This is a genomic window from Candidatus Njordibacter sp. Uisw_058 (assembly GCF_047730065.1).
Taxonomy (GTDB): domain Bacteria; phylum Pseudomonadota; class Gammaproteobacteria; order Pseudomonadales; family Balneatricaceae; genus Njordibacter.
Window position 1 is genome coordinate 1,472,933 of sequence record NZ_CP159829.1, and the last position, 17,574, is coordinate 1,490,506.

The following is a 17,574-nucleotide window of genomic DNA, read 5'->3' on the forward strand; positions in this document are numbered from 1 at the left end:
GAATGAGTGTAATATTATTGATTGTCAAACGACAACGTTCTTCGTTTGCCTGTAAACTTTAGACTAGGGACTTATGACACGCAAAAACAGCACTGGCACCAGAAAAAAAATCTTGCTATTACTTTTCATTGTATTGATTTGCATGATGTTGGTATTTTTGACTGATCAAGCGATTGACTTAGGCCGCATCCAGGCAATGGTGGCTGACGTTAAGCAGTGGCGCCAGCAAAACTTGATGGTCTCTGCAGCTCTATTTTTTACTATTTACGTTTTGGTAACGGCAACCTCACTGCCTGTTGCAGTCTGGATGACATTAGCTGCGGGTGCTTTATTTGATTTTTGGTGGGGCTTATTACTGGTTTCTTTTGCCTCCAGTATAGGGGCCACGTTGGCGTTCTTATTATCGCGATATTTGCTACGGGACTGGGTACAAGCAAAGCTTGGAAACTACAGCCAAACAATTAATACCGGACTAGAAAAAGATGGTGTGTTTTATCTATTTAGCCTACGCTTAATCCCTGCATTACCTTTTTTTGCGGTTAACCTTTTAATGGGATTGACTGCAATGAAAAGCTGGCGCTTTTACTGGGTAAGCCAGCTAGGCATGTTGTTGGGCACTGCAGTCTACGTCAACGCGGGCACTCAGTTATTCCAGCTCACTAGTGTGTCTGATATCTCGTCACCCTTTTTGCTCATGTCTTTTGCTGCATTGGGGCTATTGCCTTGGATGGCACGTTTTGCCTTAGACTTTTATCAGCGTCGTAAAGTTTATGCCAAGTGGGTCAAACCCAAACTATTTGATCGCAACGTCATCATCATAGGCGCTGGTGCGGCAGGGTTGGTTTCCGCTTACATCGCCGCTGTGGTGAGTGCTAAGGTCACCCTAATCGAAACCCGAGAAATGGGTGGTGACTGCCTCAATTGCGGTTGTGTTCCATCCAAGGCTCTGATTAAAAGTGCCAAGGTGGCGCACCAGATTAAACACGCGGATCGTTTCGGCCTTGAGGCGTCCAACCCCAGCTTTAGTTTTAATAAAGTGATGCAGCGCATACACCAAGTAATTGCTGCTATTGCCCCACACGACAGCATTGAACGCTACCAATCTTTGGGTGTTGAAGTATTACAAGGTCACGCGAAGTTAACTAGCCCATGGAAGTTAGACATCACTCATGCCGATGGCAGCATTACTCAACTTACTAGCCGTAGCATTATAATAGCCACAGGCGCTGCACCCTTTGTGCCCGCTTTACCTGGGTTAGATACAACTGGCTATCTCACTTCAGACACATTGTGGGAGAAATTGCGTTATGAAGATAAGCCCCCTCAACGTCTCGTGATACTTGGAGGTGGCCCCATTGGTTGTGAACTGGCCCAATCTTTTGCTCGGTTAGGATCTCAGGTGACTCAAGTAGAAATGCTCAATCGCCTCATGATACGGGAAGACGTGGAGGTCTCCCAATTTGTAAAAGAGGCATTACAGCATGATGGTGTTAAAGTGCTGACAGGCCATACAGCCTTAAGTTGTGGTGTAACCAAACTGGAGGGCAACGAGGATAAGTGGCTTGAAGTGGCACACCAAGGACAGATTAGGCGCATTAACTTTGACCAAATTATTGTCGCTGTAGGACGGGCTCCCAGATTGAAAGGTTTTGGTTTAGAGGCACTTGGAATTACCACTGATAAAGTGGTGCAAACGAACGATTATTTGGCAACCTTATTTCCTAACATCTATGCTGCGGGTGACGTTGCTGGGCCATATCAATTTACCCATGCTGCCGCCCATCAAGCTTGGTATGCCTGTGTAAACGCTTTATTTGGGCAATTCAAGCGCTTTAAAGTGGACTATCGTGTCATGCCTTGGGCCACTTTTGTTGACCCTGAAGTGGCAAGAGTTGGACTTAACGAACAAGAAGCAATCCAACAAGGCATCGCTTTCCAAGTGACTCGTTATGGTATTGATGATTTAGACAGGGCCATCTGCGATGGCTCTGCCAAAGGCTTCGTCAAAGTTTTAACGGTGCCGGGAAAAGACAAAATATTAGGCGTTACCATTGTTGGTGCCCACGCTGCCGAACTCATTGCTGAGTTTGTAATCGCTATGAAATACAACCTCGGATTAAACAAAGTGCTAGGTACCATTCATATTTATCCCACCATGGCAGAAGCCAACAAATATGTAGCTGGAGAATGGAAGCGCAATCAAGTTAACCCTAAACTGCTGCTTTGGTTAAAACGATACCACACATGGCGCCGCTCATGATTGACGCCAAATTACTGCCTTTACAGCGCAGACTGCTGAGGCCTATTGCTTTAGGTTTAGTTACCTTTGGCGTGCGTGCAGATCAGGTCACTATCACTGGCTTCCTGTTAGGTATCGTTGCCCTGCCTCTGTTAGCGTCTCAACAATATACTTGGGCCTTAGTGTTTATATTGCTCAACCGGGTACTCGATGGCATCGATGGTGAAGTAGCGCGCCTAACGATCGCTACTGATCGTGGTGCATTTTTAGACATTGCCTTGGATTTTGTATTTTATGCCACAATACCACTGGGTTTTGCACTGGCTAACGTGACTGAGAATGCCCTTGCTGCGGCAGTGTTATTAGCTGCATTCGTAGGTACAGGATCATCATTTTTGGCATTTTCTTTGATGGCTCAAAAGCGCAAACTGCATGCTCAAAAATTTCCAAGCAAAGGTCTATACTATTTAGGAGGTCTTACTGAAGGGGCTGAAACCATTGCTGTGTTTGTTGCTTTTTGCTTTTGGCCAGACTTATTTACCCCCTTAGCTTACGGCTTTGCGTTTGTCTGTGGACTGACTACTTTAAGTCGTTGGCTACAAGGTTGGCATCTTCTCGCTGATTGAACATTACTATTTACCATAATGATGAGAGACCATAAAAATGATGACACTTTTGAACTATTCACGGGCCACACAACTAAGTATCATTTTATTAATGACTAGTTTGGGCCTTTTAAGCCAACTGACTCATGCTAACGCTACCCCTACCTCTGCCCCTACCCCTAAGTGGCAACAAACCATCGACCAGGGCGCTGGCGATACTGTTTACTGGCACGCTTGGGGAGGCGATGTTCGAACTAACGATTTTATCACTTGGGTAGGAGAGCAAACTGAGATTTTATATGATGTAAAAGTGAAGCAAGTCAAATTATCCTCCACTTCAGAAGCAGTCACTCAAGTGTTGGCAGAAAAAGCTGCAGGTCAAAATACAGATGGCGCAGTGGATATGGTTTGGATTAATGGAGCCAATTTCTTAGCTATGAAAGAGCAAGAGTTATTGCATGGCCCTTTTGTTGCTGATTTACCGAACGCAAAGTACCTTGATTTAAGCCCTAACGCTCCTGCTACAGTCGATTTTACTGAGGCGGTTGCAGGTCTAGAGGTACCTTGGCGTTTAGCCCGTTTTGTATTTATAGTTGATAGCAAAAGAGTCACCAAAGCGCCTTTATCAATGGCGCAAATGCTGACTTGGGCAAAAGCAAACCCAGGACGTTTAACTCACCCTGTGGTGAGTAACTTTATGGGTACTACCTTTTTAAAACAAGCTTTAATTGAATTAACTCCTGACGTCAGCTTGTTACAACAGCCCGCTACAGAGCAGGCATTTATAACAGCAACAGCCCCATTGTGGCGCTGGTATGATGCGATAAAACCCCACCTGTGGCGTGCTGGGAAAAATTTTCCAGAAAATGAATCTATCCAACAACAAATGTTAAGTGACGGAGCCATAGATATTGCTATGGCGTTTGACCCTGCCGCTGCCGCTGCTGGAATCGCCAGTGGTTTGTTGCCTACTAGCGCGCGAATATTGGTACCAAGCCTAGGTTCCCTGGGGAATGTTAGTTTCGTAGCTATTCCATACAACGCTAGCCATAAAGCAGCAGCAAAGTTAGTGGCTAATTTTTTACTGCAACCAGAAACCCAAGCGCACATGCAAAACATCAATGTTTTAGGCAGTTTTTCCGTACTTGACCCGACACAGTTCAACGAGACTCAAGCTCAAGTCTTTGCCGACTTGCCAACGTCTGAGGCCTTACCCACACTTACTGATTTAGGCCCCACCTTACTTGAACCCCATGCCAGTTGGAGCGTACAGCTAAAACAACAATGGAGTCAGCGATATAGTCAGTAATGTTATCTAGCCATTGGCCAAAACTGTTAATGTTGATCGCCTTGGGGATGAGCATTTTATTACCCGTCGTGATTGGACTGGGTGAAGCATTGCGAGCGGCTTTTGGCATTTTACCTGCCCTTGGACGACATAGCTTTAGTGTTAACGCATGGAAGCAGCTATGGCAACTTCCAGGCCTTATTAGCAGCTTAAGATTGACACTATTTAGTGGGTTTGCAGCAACTATTATGGCTCTATTATTAGCAATTTTTGGAAGTTCTTGGGTATATAATAGCTCACTGAAACTATCTTTTTTGGGTAGACTCAAACCTTTAGTGCAGCTCATCATAGTGCCCGTTTTAGCAGCCCCTCATGCCGCCATTGCCATTGGCCTTGCCTTTTTAATTGCACCTTCTGGCTGGCTAGTTCGCTGGTTTAGCCCTTGGCTAACAGATTGGACCTTGCCTCCAGACTGGGCTACCGTGCAGGACTTGTGGGGTTTAAGCCTAACCTTGGGCCTAGTCATCAAAGAATTGCCTTTTTTATGGTTGGTTTGCCTCGTAGCACTTAAGCAGATTAACGTCTCTAAGCAAATGTCCCTAGCCCAGAGCTTGGGTTATAGCCATAGCTTAGCCTGGAGAAAAATAATTATTCCCCAGTTATATCCGTTAATACGGTTACCCGTCATGGTGGTGTTGGTTTATGCTCTTTCAACAGTTGATATGGCTCAGATATTAGGCCCTAATAATCCACCCACTTTAGCCCTAGTCACTATGCGTTTGTATACCGATGCTAATGCGCAGATGCTGTTACCCGCCTCAGCAGCCGCTATAAGTCTGGCCATGCTCATGGTGATGAGTATTTTATTATGGGAAGTGTGTGTGCGTGGGTTAATGCTGATTAACAAGGTGAGCATTAGATCAGGCGGACGTGCCAGCAAATGGACCTTGCTTGGAACAACCTTAATAACAGCCCTGCCTATTAGCTTTATACTCGGTTTATTGTCGTTATTGGTGCTGGCCATATGGTCCATCACATGGCGCTGGTCTTTTCCAGAGACTTGGCCCACAAGTTGGTCTTTTGATTATTGGTTACAGCTTTGGACTGAGTGGCCTTTGGCTTTAAAGCATAGTTTAATTACTGCCCTCATTAGTAGTGGTTTGGCATTGATGATCGCGGTTATCTGGCTAGAGGTACAGGATCGCTTTGGTGGCCATGTTTATCGTGCGACCCTTTGGCTTATATATTTGCCATTACTTGTACCTCAAATAGCATTTTTATATGGCCTAAAAATAAGTTTTTTACGTTTAGGCCTTAGTGGCGGTATTGGAACTGTCATTTGGGCCCACTTGTTATTTGTCTTTCCGTACGTCATGTTGAGTTTGGTGGATTCATGGCGAGCTTTGGATCAACGCTATTTGTCTGTTGCTAAAAGTTTAGGAAGCTCTTCTTGGACTTGTTTATGGCGTATAAAACTTAGTTTACTGCTCAGGCCATTATTAATTGCTTGGGCCATAGGCATGGCTGTTTCAATTAGCCAGTATCTGCCTACTTTGTTAATAGGAGCAGGCCGTGTTGAAAGCCTGACCACAGAGGCGGTTAGCTTAGCCTCAGGTGCAGATCGCCGCTTAGTGGGGGTCTATGGTTTACTGCAGGCTTTGGTGCCATTATTGGCATACTCCTGTGCCTTACTGCTACCTAGATGGATCGCGTTAAAACACATGAAATAATATGATGAGTAGAAAATTTTGAGTTTAGAATTAAGCAAGTTTAGTGTGATTAACCGACAAGGCCAAAACCTCTTTACACCAGTTGACTTTGTCATTGCTAAAGGAGAAGTGGCGTGTGTTATGGGACCTTCAGGCGTGGGAAAATCAACCTTGCTTAATGCGATTGGTGGGCACTTAAGCAGTGACTTTCGGATCGCTGGCAAGCTTGTATTAAATGCCCAAGAAGTCACCCACATGCGCGTTGCTGAACGTCACATTGGCATTCTGTTTCAAGACCCCCTATTGTTCCCACATTTAACTGTGGGTGACAATTTGGCATTTGGCCTAAAAGCAAAAGTGGGCGATACAAAACAACGGCGTTTACTTGTAGAACAGGCTTTAGATCAAGCTCAGCTAACCGATTTTTACCATAGACATCCTCAAACCTTATCAGGGGGTCAGCAAAGCAGAGTGGCGCTAATGCGCGCTCTTCTAGCCCAGCCCCAAGCATTATTACTGGATGAACCTTTTTCTAAGCTCGATTTAGACCTAAGACACACCATGCGTGAATTTTTGTTTGACCAAGCACGACTGCGCCTCATACCTGTATTGTTAGCCACTCATGAACCCGCAGACGCACACGCCGCCAATGGTCCTCTGGTGATTTTAAAGCCAGCTTCAAGTCAAGCCCTATAAACATGTGAGGTAGCGCCTTGCTACTCATTAATTAATTCATTGTTACAGGGCTATTTTGGATGTTCTTGGAATCACGGTATTCCCTTACGACCATTGCGGCCTATGCATTACCCTCAAGCCTATTTACACCCCAAACTAGCAGACTAAAAATAAACTTATATTAAATAACATCGCCTGATGATCAAATCAAATGAAACCCTTCAACTTCATATTAACTGGGTTTCGTATTACTATAACCATAGCCTGCTTTGAGGCAGTTAATCAGGAGTCTACCTATGCGCGTACTCGTTTTTCAGCATGTTGATTGCGAACATCCAGGTTCACTAAGGCAGTTTTTAGCGGCAGATAATATCCCATGGGATGCAGTATACCTCCATCGCGGTGATAAAATTCCAAATTTTGAACTTTATGACGCCCTTTGGGTTATGGGTGGGCCCATGGATATCTGGGATGTTGAGGAACATCCTTGGCTAGTTGAAGAAAAAGTGGCTATTCGTCATTGGGTAAAAAATCTGGGCAAACCCTATCTAGGCCTGTGTTTAGGACATCAGTTACTTGCCGATGCCCTTGGAGGTACATGTGGGCCTCAAAAAACGCCTGAAATTGGTGTGCTTGAAGTTGAGTTAACTACGGAAGGTTTAGTGGATCCACTTTTTAAAGGCACGGCCCCAACCCAAAAATGCCTTCAGTGGCACTCAGTTAAGGTAGCCCAAGCGCCTGAAGGTGCTGTAGTGTTGGCTAAATCTGATGTTTGCTCTATTCAAGCCATGAGAATTGGGTTGCATGCTTGGTCCATGCAATATCATGTTGAAATAGAGCCTGATACTATCGACAACTGGGGTGCTATACCCGCTTATGCCCAAGCTCTAGAAGAGACCCTTGGTGAAGGGGCTTTGCCTCGCCTTAAACAGGATGCGGATAAGAGCATGGATCTGTGTTTAAACAGCGCTCAAACCATCTATAAAAACTTTATGCTAGCGATTAATTGAGACCGACTGACTTAGATTAGTAACGGGGCATCACAACCAACTCATTAATTCCTTAATCCTGCAGCGATAAATAGCAGCATACTCAGCCCCATAAACCCATAGGCGAGCTTGTTTAAATTCTTAATAGCGTTTTCTGACAAGGCCCCACGAGATGCCAACACGGTCACACAGAGGGACAATAAACCCCCAATAACCGCTAAGGATACAACCGTAGAGCGCTGCAGCAGTACCTCAAGCATTTAGAAGAGCCCACACTGCGCGTTGAACATCCACTGATCAACCCGCTCTTTTAGAATAGGCATCAAGGAAATCAGCTGCAGCAGCGCTGCCGCCAGAGAAGGACTTCATTGCTTCCTCATGTAACAGGGTCATGACCTCAGTTTTGATGTCATTCGCTTGTTTAAGATCTGCCATTGCTTCTATGTTTCTTGGCCGGGGGATATCAATTTCAATGACTGATCGGGTCGATGTAGGTAAGTTAGTCATGATCAAAAGACGATCCGCAAGAAAAATAGCCTCATCTATGTCGGTTGTGACAAAGAAGTTAGTATTACGGTCTTCTTCATACAGAGCAGCATAATATTCCCACATCAATTCTTTAGACATATGGTCTAGCCCACGAAATGGCTCGTCCAAGATCATTACTTCAGGCTTATTAATCATCGCGCGGGCGAGTTCAGCACGACGTTGCATGCCACCTGATAATTGAGCTGGGTATTTATCTCTAAAGGCTTCTAGTCCAACTTTTTTAAGCAAAAACTCGGCTTGAGCCTCAGACGCATCCGCATCTTCGCCACGCGCACGTGGACCGTACATAACATTATCCCACGTTGTCATCCATGGAAATAAAGCCGATTCCTGAAACAACACTAAGCGATCTTTTCCAGGTCCCTCTATTGGCCGACCACCAATAGTGATTGAACCTGATGTAGGTTGATCAAAACCAGCAATGAGCTGTATTAAAGAACTCTTTCCACAGCCAGAAGGGCCAATCATTACCGTTAGCTTGCCACTTTCTATGGTAAAGGAGCAGTCTTTAATCACTTCTTTCGCAAAAGGACCTGCACCAAATGTTTTACTCACATTTGTGGCAATAATTTCGTTACTTTTTTTAATTGTTGACATAAATAATTCCAGAATCTCGACTCAAGATTAAATAATCTTTCATATTAGGTTTGAGTTTAGTTTTTTTAACTACTTATCGTGTTTTCAACCAAGGGGTAAAACGCCCACCTAGTTTTCTTAATAACTCGCTACTAATATAACCTGCGATGCCGATGCTGATCATGCCAACAATAATTTGCTCGTAAGAACCACCAACATAGGAACTCCAAATGAAGAAGCCAAGGCCACCGCTTGCGCCACCACCTGCCCCTCCACCAGAGATCATTTCTGCTGCCACAACCACTTCCCAGGTAATACCCATTCCCACAGCTGAACCCACTACAATTGAGGGTAGCGTTGCAGGTAAAACTATACGTCTAAAAATATCCCTCTGGGTAGCGCCCATAGACTGCGCAGCCTGCAAATATTGACGGTTGATCGAACTAGCACCGCCCAATACATTAATTACTATGGTATAGAAGGCACCAAGAAAGGTGACAAAGGCAATCGACATTTCTTGCGTAGGCCAAAATATAATCGACGCAGGCACCCAAGCGAGTGGTGGAATTGGACGTAAAATCTCAAACGAAGGAAAAGCAATGCCATAGAATGTTCTATTAATTGCCATATACAATCCAAGAGGAATACCCACAATCATTGCCACTATAAAGCCGGTAAAAACTCGTAAAAAGCTCATATACCAGCTCTGCCAGTAACTAGGCTCCATAAATAAGCCTGTCCAACTGGCTAACACATCACTAGGTGGAGGTATTAAACCTACAAAGGGCATACGCCAGCCAATTAGATCTAAGGACCTCGATCCAAATTCCCATATGGCGATAAAAATAACGATAGCAATTACGCCTCTAAGAGCAGCACGTCCTGAAAGCTTACTTAAAAATTTATTAATAGTCATTGTTTTAACCTTCTTTCTCACCAGCTTCAAAAGCCTTCCGAGCCTCTTCGTTAACCACGCCTTTGGCTTCATTCATGATTTCACGGAAGCGCGGGCTTGTGAGCACGCTATAATCTCGAGGATGTGGAATATCCACTTCAACAATTTTCTTTGGCTTGCACGGACGCGAAGACATAATGATCAATCTATGTCCTAGAAAAATAGCCTCTTCCAAATCATGGGTGATGAAGAAGATAGTCACTTTATTCTTGTAATAAATATCTAACAGTGCTTCGTGCATAACTGACTTGGTTAACGAATCTAAGGCACGATAGGGCTCATCGAACAACAATACCTTTGGCTCGTTCATCAACGCTCGAACAATTTCGACGCGACGCCTTAGGCCAGATGAAACTTCTCCAGGGTATGAGTCCTCAGTCCCTTCCAAGCCCGCATCAACCATCATTCTTCGGGCCTTATCATAAATTTCAGCTTTACTCAGCTTGCCTTCCATCATGGGTCCAAAGGCAATATTGTCCAGATTAGTTTTCCATGGGAATAATGCACCATTTTGAAACACTACAATCCTGTCTGAGCCAGGCTCAGCTTTTTCCTTGCCTGGACCACACAAAACCTCATCATCTAAATAGATATGACCTGAAGTTAAGCCATGAAAGCCTGCAATGGTATTCAGCAACGTGGTTTTGCCACAGCCTGATGGACCAACAATCATGCAGATCTCACCAGCTGGGATATCAATAGAGCAATGATCCACAGCCATCACTGCGGCTCCATCTGGATCATAAACCTTAACTACATCTTCGATTCGAATCGCACCCTTGGTCGGCATTGAATCGTTTTTTTCTAAAGTACTCATTTATTAATCTCCACCTAGTGCAAGTTCACGCACTCTCCATTGCATCATATAATCACCCGCCACACGTACTAAAGCACTAGTTATGTAACCAAATAAACCCAACGTAATCATACCAATGATGATTTGTGAGTATTGGACCATTATGTAAGCGGTATTTATTATGTATCCCAAGCCATATTGGCCAGAAACCATTTCTCCTGCCACCAGTGAGAACCAAGCCACACCGATAGAGATTTGCAGTCCAGTAAATATGTAGGGCATCGCACCAGGGACTACAACGTGAACAAAGGTTTGCCAGCGGCTTGCACCTAAGCAGTAGGCTGCCCTGCTGTATTCCTCATCAATAGATTCTACTCCCAACATTGTATTCAACGTTGTGGCAAAAAATGAGGCCAAGAAGGTCAGGAAAATGACGGGGGTTTCAGAACCACTAAACATAATAATTGCTAATGGAACCCATGCAAGCACTGGAATTGGGCGCAAGAGCTCAAACAGTGGAAAGATATATTCTCTTAACTTTTGCGACCAGCCTAAAAATAGTCCGAGAGGGACCCCTAACGCTGTTGCGAGGCAAAACGCATAGGCAATACGGCGAAGACTAATACCAATGTGTTTATAGTATTCGGGGGTGTAAACAGACAGACCGTAGTAAGGGTCCTTACTAAACCACTCTTCAAGCACTTCTGTTAGCGCAGGCATGTCTTGAAAACGAGGTAATTTCCATACTTCTACTGAAAAATACCAAAATGAAAGAACAAAACCAAAACCAATAAACATCAGATAAGGTTTTGGGCTTTTTAACCAAGATGAAATACGATACATCGTCAAGTTCATTGTCGTGTTAGATTGACTCATATTATCCAGCTCAAAATAAATAGGTTAATCCTTGACAGACCCTAGGAGTGTCTTTTCAGGGATAAAATTAGTTCGACGTACGACCCATCACTAAAAATGATATTCATTAGCTTTATTTGGTGTGTACTTCGAAGATCAGTATATATATTGCTCCCACTAGATAGTGGGAGCAACAATGCAGTAAATGGGGCTTCAAACAATGGCGTTTTAATAACCACGTTTAAGGAACATGTTAAAGCCCCATAAATGACTACTCTCACTCACACTAGTTTAGCCAGGGAAAGCTGAATCAGGTAGAGCCATCATTTTACCAACAGGTGCAGTTAATCCGCGCTCTTTCAAAATTTCTTCTGTAAAGCGTGTCTCGATTGCATCGTCACGTAAAGTGTCGACCTTGATCGTCTTGATGGAATGTAAGAAAGTAGTCGCCGTAGTAATCAAAGCGAGCGCCTTTGGCGTAATAGCAAAGGCCATTTCGTTTCGAACGTCTGTACCACCTTGGGCTTTTGGCGTACTTCCTACCATTGCCTTCCAAAGTACAAATTCATCAAAGCCCGTAGTTTGCTCAGCAGCCATCTTCACAATGGCCATGTTGTTGGCTGGGTCAGACATAAACAATTGAGCGTCAAGCTCAGCGTTCAACCACGCTTTTACAACATCAGGACGCTGATCAATTAAGTCGCCGCGCATATCGATGAAACCACCATCGTTCTCGTCAACAGAGGCGCCTGTTGCCACTTTGCGTGCTAGACCTTCCTCTACAAGACGAGAAGCTGTTGGCTCCCAGATTGCTGCAGCATCAAGCTTACCAGCTCGGAATCCACTGGTGATCACTTCGATATTTTGGTTTAGATATTCAGCTGGCTGGATGTTTTTCTTTTCAAACACAGCCAGAGCAAATCGGTCTGTACATGCACCCTTGGGAACAGCAACAGTTTTGCCATCCATCCATTGGATTGCTTCATCTGAGTTTGCAAATTCAGGGGCATCTGTTCTAACCAGCATGTTATTACACTGGTCCATCGCTAGCCCTGCTGTTGCTACAATCCGAACATCCGCTACACGTTCCTTAGTGGTCGCCACAATTGCAGGCATGTCACCCATGTAACCAATGTGCTGCTTGCCAGCTAACATGGCGTTTACAATAACACCACCTGCCAAACCTATTTGGAACTCTACAGTAGAACCTTTTGGTAAGTACTTTTCATAAAACTTCATGCCCTTCATAACTACACCGGACCAGGCCTCAGTGTAATATGGCTGATAACCGACAACTAGGTCGATAGGCTCTCCTACATTACCAAAGTCAATTTCTGCGGCATTTGCAGTGTTTACTGAACCTGCGACAGCTAGGCCCATTACCAGCATTGCAGTAGTTAGCTTATTTTGAATATTGCGAACCTGAGTTCTCATAATTCTCTCCAGATTAGTTATTTTTTTTATTAAATCCTTATATCAATCCAATACCTTCACAAAACCTTCCGCACCAGATCGTTCTTCATTTTTAAACCATTGAAACTTAATTGTAAATACTTTAATTTCAATTAAGCCATTGATTAAACCTATCATGTAGGTCGGACACAAATAAAAACCTTTCGCTCTCAGACAAACAAGATGTTGTTAATCAACAAAAACCGCTTGAATCAATCCCACTTTCTACCCAAATGACAAGTGATTTTAGCGTTTAAAAAAAAGTTTTAGAGTAATTAACCCATTTAAATTGAATATGTTAGCTTCATTTTGAAGCAATAAATTAACTCTCAATAAACGGTTAAAGATTTAACCTAATGTAGGATTAAGTGATTTATTTATTTTGCCTATTTAATATATTTGATCATTTTTAAAACATTAAAGGGATCAATTCATGATGCCCTTCAATTTTTAAACAATTCAACGAATCTAAAGGGCGATCTAAGTCCAGCTGCATGATTGCCTGCTTGGACGATTAGTCAATCACTTGCACAGAACTAATTAAACTTGTCATAACGTATCCCGTCTGCAGGGATTTTAGAATCAAGTACTAGAGGTCTTATTAAGGCATCTACCATTGGTGCTGGACCAGCCAGATAATGTATCGTGCCCTCTCCACCCTCTTCCACAGCTGGTAACGCTATTTCATGAACCATTCCAAACGAGTAATTAATACCATCGGCACCAACTAACTGCTCCTCGGTCGGTGGTTCAATAGAAAAGGCTATATTTATTGAAATATTGTTTGGAAATTTTGCTTTTACAGCCCGCAGCCTGTCAGCAAAAAACATGTCCTCAGGAGTCCGAACTCCAAAATATAAACTCGCCCGGTGGTTTTTAAAGTGATCGGCCTGGCTGCCATGTTCTAGAATCGACATTAACCCAGCAATGCCCGAACCTCCAGCAATCATGAATAGGTCCTTGGACTCATCTGGGTGAAACGTTGCGCGACCCAATGGCCCAAAGACTTTTATTTCCTCATTTGAGCGGTCAGACTCAAACACCCAGTCCGACAGTTTCCCACCAGGAAACTGCTTAATTATGAATTCAAGCTTATCTGAACTCGGAGCATAGTTAACCATCGAGTAGGCTCTGAAGCCTTCTACTCCTGGCACCTGTAAAACAAAAAATTGACCCGCATGAAATGTTATTTCTTCAGGCAGCCTAACTTCAAACCTCAAAACATCCCTGGTCAATTTTTCATATTGAGTTATCATCCCTAAATGATGATCTGGAATTAAGTCATCCTCACGAAAGGCCTTAATTTTTGATGGGACAGTCAAGTTACAATTGGTTTGAGCGACACACTGACACATAAGCATTTCGCGCTTTGCAGCCTTGAAATTCTCTTTACCTGGTGCTTCTGGCCATCCCTCGTCAATGTCCCCTTCGTTCACCCTAGCCTTACAGGAGCCACATGTTCCAGAAGCACACTCAAATGGCAAAGGCACCCCTGCTCGCAAGCCTGCATGGAGGATCTTTTCCCCTGCATTAGCTTCAAAACGGTAGGTTTTAGACTTCTTTTCAATCTCTATTAACATAGCTTCACTCCGGTCAACAGTGCCTATTGAAATCGGGCTCTATCCATTAACTTGTTCTTATTATTGGTACTGGCAGTGCGATCCACTGCAAGCCCCCTTTAGTCATCATCATCGTCATCGAAGTCATACTCGAGCTCTTCATCAATGAAAACCATGACCTGTCCGTCTTCCTCTTTCGTGTCATATATAAGCAAAGGCTTCTCAGCAGGTCCCAAAGGCTCACCTGTTTTCATATCCCATTGCCAAAGATGCCGGTCACAGGTCATTACATTATTGGCACAAATTCCAGAGCCTTCTAAATACTGTTCCATGTGGGGACAAACGGGCGGATAGGCTCTAAAACCGTCCCCAACATTGACAAGAATAATTTCTACACCATCGATGGTGCACTCTTTTATTTTATCTTGCTTCACATCGCCCGCGGGGCAGGCTGCTTTCCAGCTCATAATTTTACTTCCTGATTAGGGTGGGAATTAGATTGGCCAGTGCGTGCCTTTATCTAGGCGGCGCGTATCCAAGCGAACTTCCCGATCCTCAAATTTAATACTGTCTTTATCAATAACAAATTTGTCATTGTATCTGCCTACTAGAAACACGCTTGTTGTTCCAGCATCAACATGGGAGTTTACTCCATCTAGCTGTGTCTGGTGCACTACCAGTGAACTTATCGCAGTAGCAGATTTTCCATCCTCCGCCACATCTACCCTATACACAGTGCAATGGCGCCTTAAAGGAGACTGATCACTATTATGCTTGTTCAAAAGTTTCGTAATTGATTCCATGTATTCCTTATCACCACCGTGATACTTAATATCTGCCTGGACTTCTGGACTATAGGCTTTAATGGCGTAATTGAAATTTTCTGAGCAGTTATCGTGCCACTCCTCCCACTGGTAGTCATCTAGATGGATACATGTATTATAGATTAGCTCTCTTATTTTTTGTTGTATTTCGTTATTACTTGCAGCCATGGAGACCTCCAAAAACTTATTTTATTTTCAAAAAAATGGCAGGGTAGCTATTTGCTTACCTGCCAATTTCTCCCTAGTTAGCCATCTACTCTGCGGCAGCAGCAGCCTCTCGCTGAGCAACTTGTTCCTTGAACTCAGGATATGGCTTAAACTTTTGCATTGGGTCACTTGGATTCCGATCTAGCAACTTACCCCACTCTTCATAATAATGGCGCATACCATTCTCATCATGGATCGTTTCATTTTCATGGCGCCCGTGGAGAATTTTACGACTTTCTGCCAGCGGGTGCATAGACGCACCTTGGCCAGTCACAGCCAAGAGATCTTCGTGCAAGTTACGTCCGAACGGACCCCAAATGGAATTATGGTGGTCAATCCGAGTTTGGCGATCTTTCTTAGAGTCACTGGCAAGGCCAAGGCCCCGGAACTCAATCATGACGGAATTGGGACCCAGTGGTGTCATTAAGTCGCACCGCAAGGCTGAACCGCGCAGGTTAAAGTTCACTCCAGGAAACATGTCTATCATGTACCAGTGATTGGGTGGCAGATGAGGGAAGGAAAGCTCCTCCCGTCCGTGAGATCCCTCGTAGTTTTCGTACTGAACTTCAAAACTGCCCACGTTAATGTGGCCACCATCAAAACCATTATTCTTACGCGCAAAATAGGCATCGTTGAAACCGGTGATCCGATTATGATAATGCAGGTAATCATGATAGAACTCACAGTTTGTGTCATGCCACAGTTTATAATTGCAGGGAATGATTGCCTTATGATAGTGAAAGACCTCCAACGGCTCCTCAGATAAAGAGGGAAGCAGCACGTCAAGCGAACCTTTAGCAAATTCTGCAACTGTCACGCCAATGTCATCGTTTAGACTCACCCAGACAAACCCACCAAAGTAAACTTCACACTTTAGCTCACGTAAGCCTACCTGATCTTCATTTAAACGGTCTTGGTAGCCCGCCTCTTTGCGTGAGATGTTCACACATTTGCCTTTCATATCGAAACTCCATGCATGGAACATGCATGTCATTGTCTTAGGTGTGCCTGAAGGTGTTCCTTTTTTGTAATTACCAGAAGGCCGTCGCTCAATCATGTTGCCCCTGTGAGGACACACATTTAGGAATGCTCGTACCACCATGTCTTTGCCACGCACAACAATAACAGGCTCGCGCGCGATGGTCATGGTGCGAAAAGAGTACGCCTCTTTAAGCTCCGATTCATGACAAACAGGGATCCAGGTCTTCTTCCAGATCTTGTTCAGCTCGTCTTCAAAAATTTGCTCGTCTGAATAAATTCTACTATCTACCCACTCACCACGCTGCAAGTCAGGAGTAGCATTCCATTGGGTATGATTTCTTGATGACATAATGTTACCTCACCGGTAAGTTAAAAAAAATTTGACTTAGATAACCCTATTTGCGGGCTGCGTCTAACTCAGCTAATTTGGTTTCCCAGTTCATTTCTTTAGCGAACTTCGCAATTTCTTGGTCGTTCATATAAACCGTGTGCTCTGGCCCAGGATAAACTCGTGATTTAACTTCATCACGATACTGAGTAAATACATTTTCCATAATTGGAATAAGGTCATGGTAAATCTTTGAATGACGAGGAGTGTGCTCTTCATAAAGATGGAATAGATCTGAGGTAATAATATGCACGCCATGAGCCCTATTACCAGCACCCAAGCTGATGACAGGAACAGGAAGTATTTCAGTCAAATATTCACATACTTCTTGGCTTGTGACTTCGCACATAATTGAAAAACAACCGGCATCGACCATGGCCATCGCGTCATCGATTAATTCTTTGGCACGATCAGAGGTCTTACCTTGAGCGAAAAAACCACCTAACTGAGGCATACGCATAGGTGTAACGCCAATGTGGCCTTGAACTGGAATACCCGCTTTAACAATGGCTTCAATATTTTTTGCATGGTGTTGGTTACCTTCGCACTTCATTACTTCTGCATTGGCTCGGGATATAAATTTTCCTGCGTTCTCAACCGCTTGTTCAGGAGAAACATGGAAACTCCAGTAAGGCATGTCTACCATGCGTAAGCCATACTTACTGCCACGGTCAACAGCTTGGGACATCATCATTACTTCTTCAAAACTAACGGTAACGGTAGACTCATGACCAAACAGCACCATGCCTCCTGTATCAGAAACGCAAAGGATATCTATGCCCAAACGATCCGCGATCACTGCACTGCGGTAGTCATAGATGGCCATTTGCACGATACCCTCGCCTTCCTGCATTTTCTTTTGCAGGCCGCGTATGGTGATTTTCTTTCTTGGTACTGATAAGTCTGTCATGGCATTCTCCGCTCATT

General features: G+C 44.0%; 17 protein-coding genes. 6 read left to right on the forward strand and 11 right to left on the reverse strand.

Going from position 1 to position 17,574, the window contains the following annotated elements; genetic code table 11:
• Positions 1-73: 73 nt before the first annotated feature.
• From ABXT59_RS06870 to ABXT59_RS06895, 6 genes are all read left to right on the forward strand, one after another.
• A complete protein-coding gene (locus ABXT59_RS06870) occupies positions 74-2,260 on the forward strand; it encodes an FAD-dependent oxidoreductase (protein ID WP_443638479.1) in 2,187 nt (728 codons plus the stop codon).
• Positions 2,257-2,865, forward strand: coding sequence for a CDP-alcohol phosphatidyltransferase family protein (locus ABXT59_RS06875; protein WP_443638481.1), 609 nt, complete (start codon positions 2,257-2,259; stop codon positions 2,863-2,865). The genes ABXT59_RS06870 and ABXT59_RS06875 overlap by 4 nt, the downstream gene beginning before the upstream one ends.
• 37 nt (positions 2,866-2,902) lie before the next feature.
• The gene (locus tag ABXT59_RS06880) at positions 2,903-4,153 is read left to right on the forward strand and encodes an ABC transporter substrate-binding protein (RefSeq protein ID WP_443638483.1); all 1,251 of its coding nucleotides are present in this window, start codon (positions 2,903-2,905) and stop codon (positions 4,151-4,153) included.
• Positions 4,154-4,182: 29 nt separating this feature from the next.
• Complete coding sequence (locus ABXT59_RS06885; RefSeq protein ID WP_443638485.1) at positions 4,183-5,862, forward strand: ABC transporter permease; 1,680 nt, start codon at positions 4,183-4,185, stop codon at positions 5,860-5,862.
• An 18-nt stretch (positions 5,863-5,880) separates the two neighbouring features.
• Complete coding sequence (locus ABXT59_RS06890) at positions 5,881-6,537, forward strand: ATP-binding cassette domain-containing protein (protein WP_443638487.1); 657 nt, start codon at positions 5,881-5,883, stop codon at positions 6,535-6,537.
• Between the two features lie 275 nt (positions 6,538-6,812).
• Positions 6,813-7,526 (forward strand): type 1 glutamine amidotransferase, encoded by a 714-nt coding sequence (locus ABXT59_RS06895; protein ID WP_443638489.1) that lies wholly within the window; start codon positions 6,813-6,815, stop codon positions 7,524-7,526.
• A 44-nt stretch (positions 7,527-7,570) separates the two neighbouring features.
• Here the strand turns inward: ABXT59_RS06895 and ABXT59_RS06900 are convergent, their stop codons facing one another.
• From ABXT59_RS06900 to panB, 11 genes are all read right to left on the reverse strand, one after another.
• Positions 7,571-7,765: a hypothetical protein gene (locus ABXT59_RS06900; RefSeq protein ID WP_443629494.1), complete on the reverse strand. Its 195-nt coding sequence runs from the start codon at positions 7,763-7,765 to the stop codon at positions 7,571-7,573.
• A 37-nt stretch (positions 7,766-7,802) separates the two neighbouring features.
• Complete coding sequence (locus tag ABXT59_RS06905; protein ID WP_443638491.1) at positions 7,803-8,651, reverse strand: ABC transporter ATP-binding protein; 849 nt, start codon at positions 8,649-8,651, stop codon at positions 7,803-7,805.
• Between the two features lie 73 nt (positions 8,652-8,724).
• Positions 8,725-9,546, reverse strand: coding sequence for an ABC transporter permease (locus ABXT59_RS06910; protein ID WP_443638492.1), 822 nt, complete (start codon positions 9,544-9,546; stop codon positions 8,725-8,727).
• 4 nt (positions 9,547-9,550) lie between these two features.
• Positions 9,551-10,402, reverse strand: a complete 852-nt coding sequence (locus ABXT59_RS06915) for an ABC transporter ATP-binding protein (RefSeq protein ID WP_443638494.1) — start codon at positions 10,400-10,402, stop codon at positions 9,551-9,553.
• A 3-nt stretch (positions 10,403-10,405) separates the two neighbouring features.
• Positions 10,406-11,257 (reverse strand): ABC transporter permease, encoded by an 852-nt coding sequence (locus ABXT59_RS06920; RefSeq protein WP_443638496.1) that lies wholly within the window; start codon positions 11,255-11,257, stop codon positions 10,406-10,408.
• A 270-nt stretch (positions 11,258-11,527) separates the two neighbouring features.
• Positions 11,528-12,670 (reverse strand): ABC transporter substrate-binding protein, encoded by a 1,143-nt coding sequence (locus tag ABXT59_RS06925; RefSeq protein ID WP_443638498.1) that lies wholly within the window; start codon positions 12,668-12,670, stop codon positions 11,528-11,530.
• 554 nt (positions 12,671-13,224) lie between these two features.
• Positions 13,225-14,268 (reverse strand): 2Fe-2S iron-sulfur cluster binding domain-containing protein, encoded by a 1,044-nt coding sequence (locus tag ABXT59_RS06930; protein ID WP_443638500.1) that lies wholly within the window; start codon positions 14,266-14,268, stop codon positions 13,225-13,227.
• Between the two features lie 98 nt (positions 14,269-14,366).
• Complete coding sequence (locus ABXT59_RS06935) at positions 14,367-14,714, reverse strand: Rieske 2Fe-2S domain-containing protein (RefSeq protein ID WP_443638502.1); 348 nt, start codon at positions 14,712-14,714, stop codon at positions 14,367-14,369.
• Between the two features lie 27 nt (positions 14,715-14,741).
• On the reverse strand, positions 14,742-15,239 hold the full coding sequence (locus tag ABXT59_RS06940) for a nuclear transport factor 2 family protein (RefSeq protein WP_443638504.1): 498 nt from the start codon (positions 15,237-15,239) through the stop codon (positions 14,742-14,744).
• Positions 15,240-15,324: 85 nt separating this feature from the next.
• On the reverse strand, positions 15,325-16,608 hold the full coding sequence (locus ABXT59_RS06945; RefSeq protein ID WP_443638506.1) for an aromatic ring-hydroxylating oxygenase subunit alpha: 1,284 nt from the start codon (positions 16,606-16,608) through the stop codon (positions 15,325-15,327).
• 46 nt (positions 16,609-16,654) lie between these two features.
• Positions 16,655-17,557 (reverse strand): 3-methyl-2-oxobutanoate hydroxymethyltransferase, encoded by a 903-nt coding sequence (gene panB / locus ABXT59_RS06950; RefSeq protein WP_443638507.1) that lies wholly within the window; start codon positions 17,555-17,557, stop codon positions 16,655-16,657.
• Between the last annotated feature and the right edge of the window lie 17 nt (positions 17,558-17,574).

Coding starts and splice junctions, on each gene's coding strand:
- ABXT59_RS06905 (WP_443638491.1), bottom strand. CDS start 8,651: ATGTCAACAATTAAAAAAAGTAACGAAATTATTGCCACAAATGTGAGT.
- ABXT59_RS06920 (WP_443638496.1), bottom strand. CDS start 11,257: ATGAGTCAATCTAACACGACAATGAACTTGACGATGTATCGTATTTCA.
- ABXT59_RS06870 (WP_443638479.1), top strand. CDS start 74: ATGACACGCAAAAACAGCACTGGCACCAGAAAAAAAATCTTGCTATTA.
- ABXT59_RS06940 (WP_443638504.1), bottom strand. CDS start 15,239: ATGGCTGCAAGTAATAACGAAATACAACAAAAAATAAGAGAGCTAATC.
- ABXT59_RS06885 (WP_443638485.1), top strand. CDS start 4,183: ATGTTGATCGCCTTGGGGATGAGCATTTTATTACCCGTCGTGATTGGA.
- ABXT59_RS06915 (WP_443638494.1), bottom strand. CDS start 10,402: ATGAGTACTTTAGAAAAAAACGATTCAATGCCGACCAAGGGTGCGATT.
- ABXT59_RS06875 (WP_443638481.1), top strand. CDS start 2,257: ATGATTGACGCCAAATTACTGCCTTTACAGCGCAGACTGCTGAGGCCT.
- ABXT59_RS06925 (WP_443638498.1), bottom strand. CDS start 12,670: ATGAGAACTCAGGTTCGCAATATTCAAAATAAGCTAACTACTGCAATG.
- ABXT59_RS06930 (WP_443638500.1), bottom strand. CDS start 14,268: ATGTTAATAGAGATTGAAAAGAAGTCTAAAACCTACCGTTTTGAAGCT.
- ABXT59_RS06900 (WP_443629494.1), bottom strand. CDS start 7,765: ATGCTTGAGGTACTGCTGCAGCGCTCTACGGTTGTATCCTTAGCGGTT.
- ABXT59_RS06895 (WP_443638489.1), top strand. CDS start 6,813: ATGCGCGTACTCGTTTTTCAGCATGTTGATTGCGAACATCCAGGTTCA.
- ABXT59_RS06945 (WP_443638506.1), bottom strand. CDS start 16,608: ATGTCATCAAGAAATCATACCCAATGGAATGCTACTCCTGACTTGCAG.
- panB (WP_443638507.1), bottom strand. CDS start 17,557: ATGACAGACTTATCAGTACCAAGAAAGAAAATCACCATACGCGGCCTG.
- ABXT59_RS06910 (WP_443638492.1), bottom strand. CDS start 9,546: ATGACTATTAATAAATTTTTAAGTAAGCTTTCAGGACGTGCTGCTCTT.
- ABXT59_RS06935 (WP_443638502.1), bottom strand. CDS start 14,714: ATGAGCTGGAAAGCAGCCTGCCCCGCGGGCGATGTGAAGCAAGATAAA.
- ABXT59_RS06880 (WP_443638483.1), top strand. CDS start 2,903: ATGATGACACTTTTGAACTATTCACGGGCCACACAACTAAGTATCATT.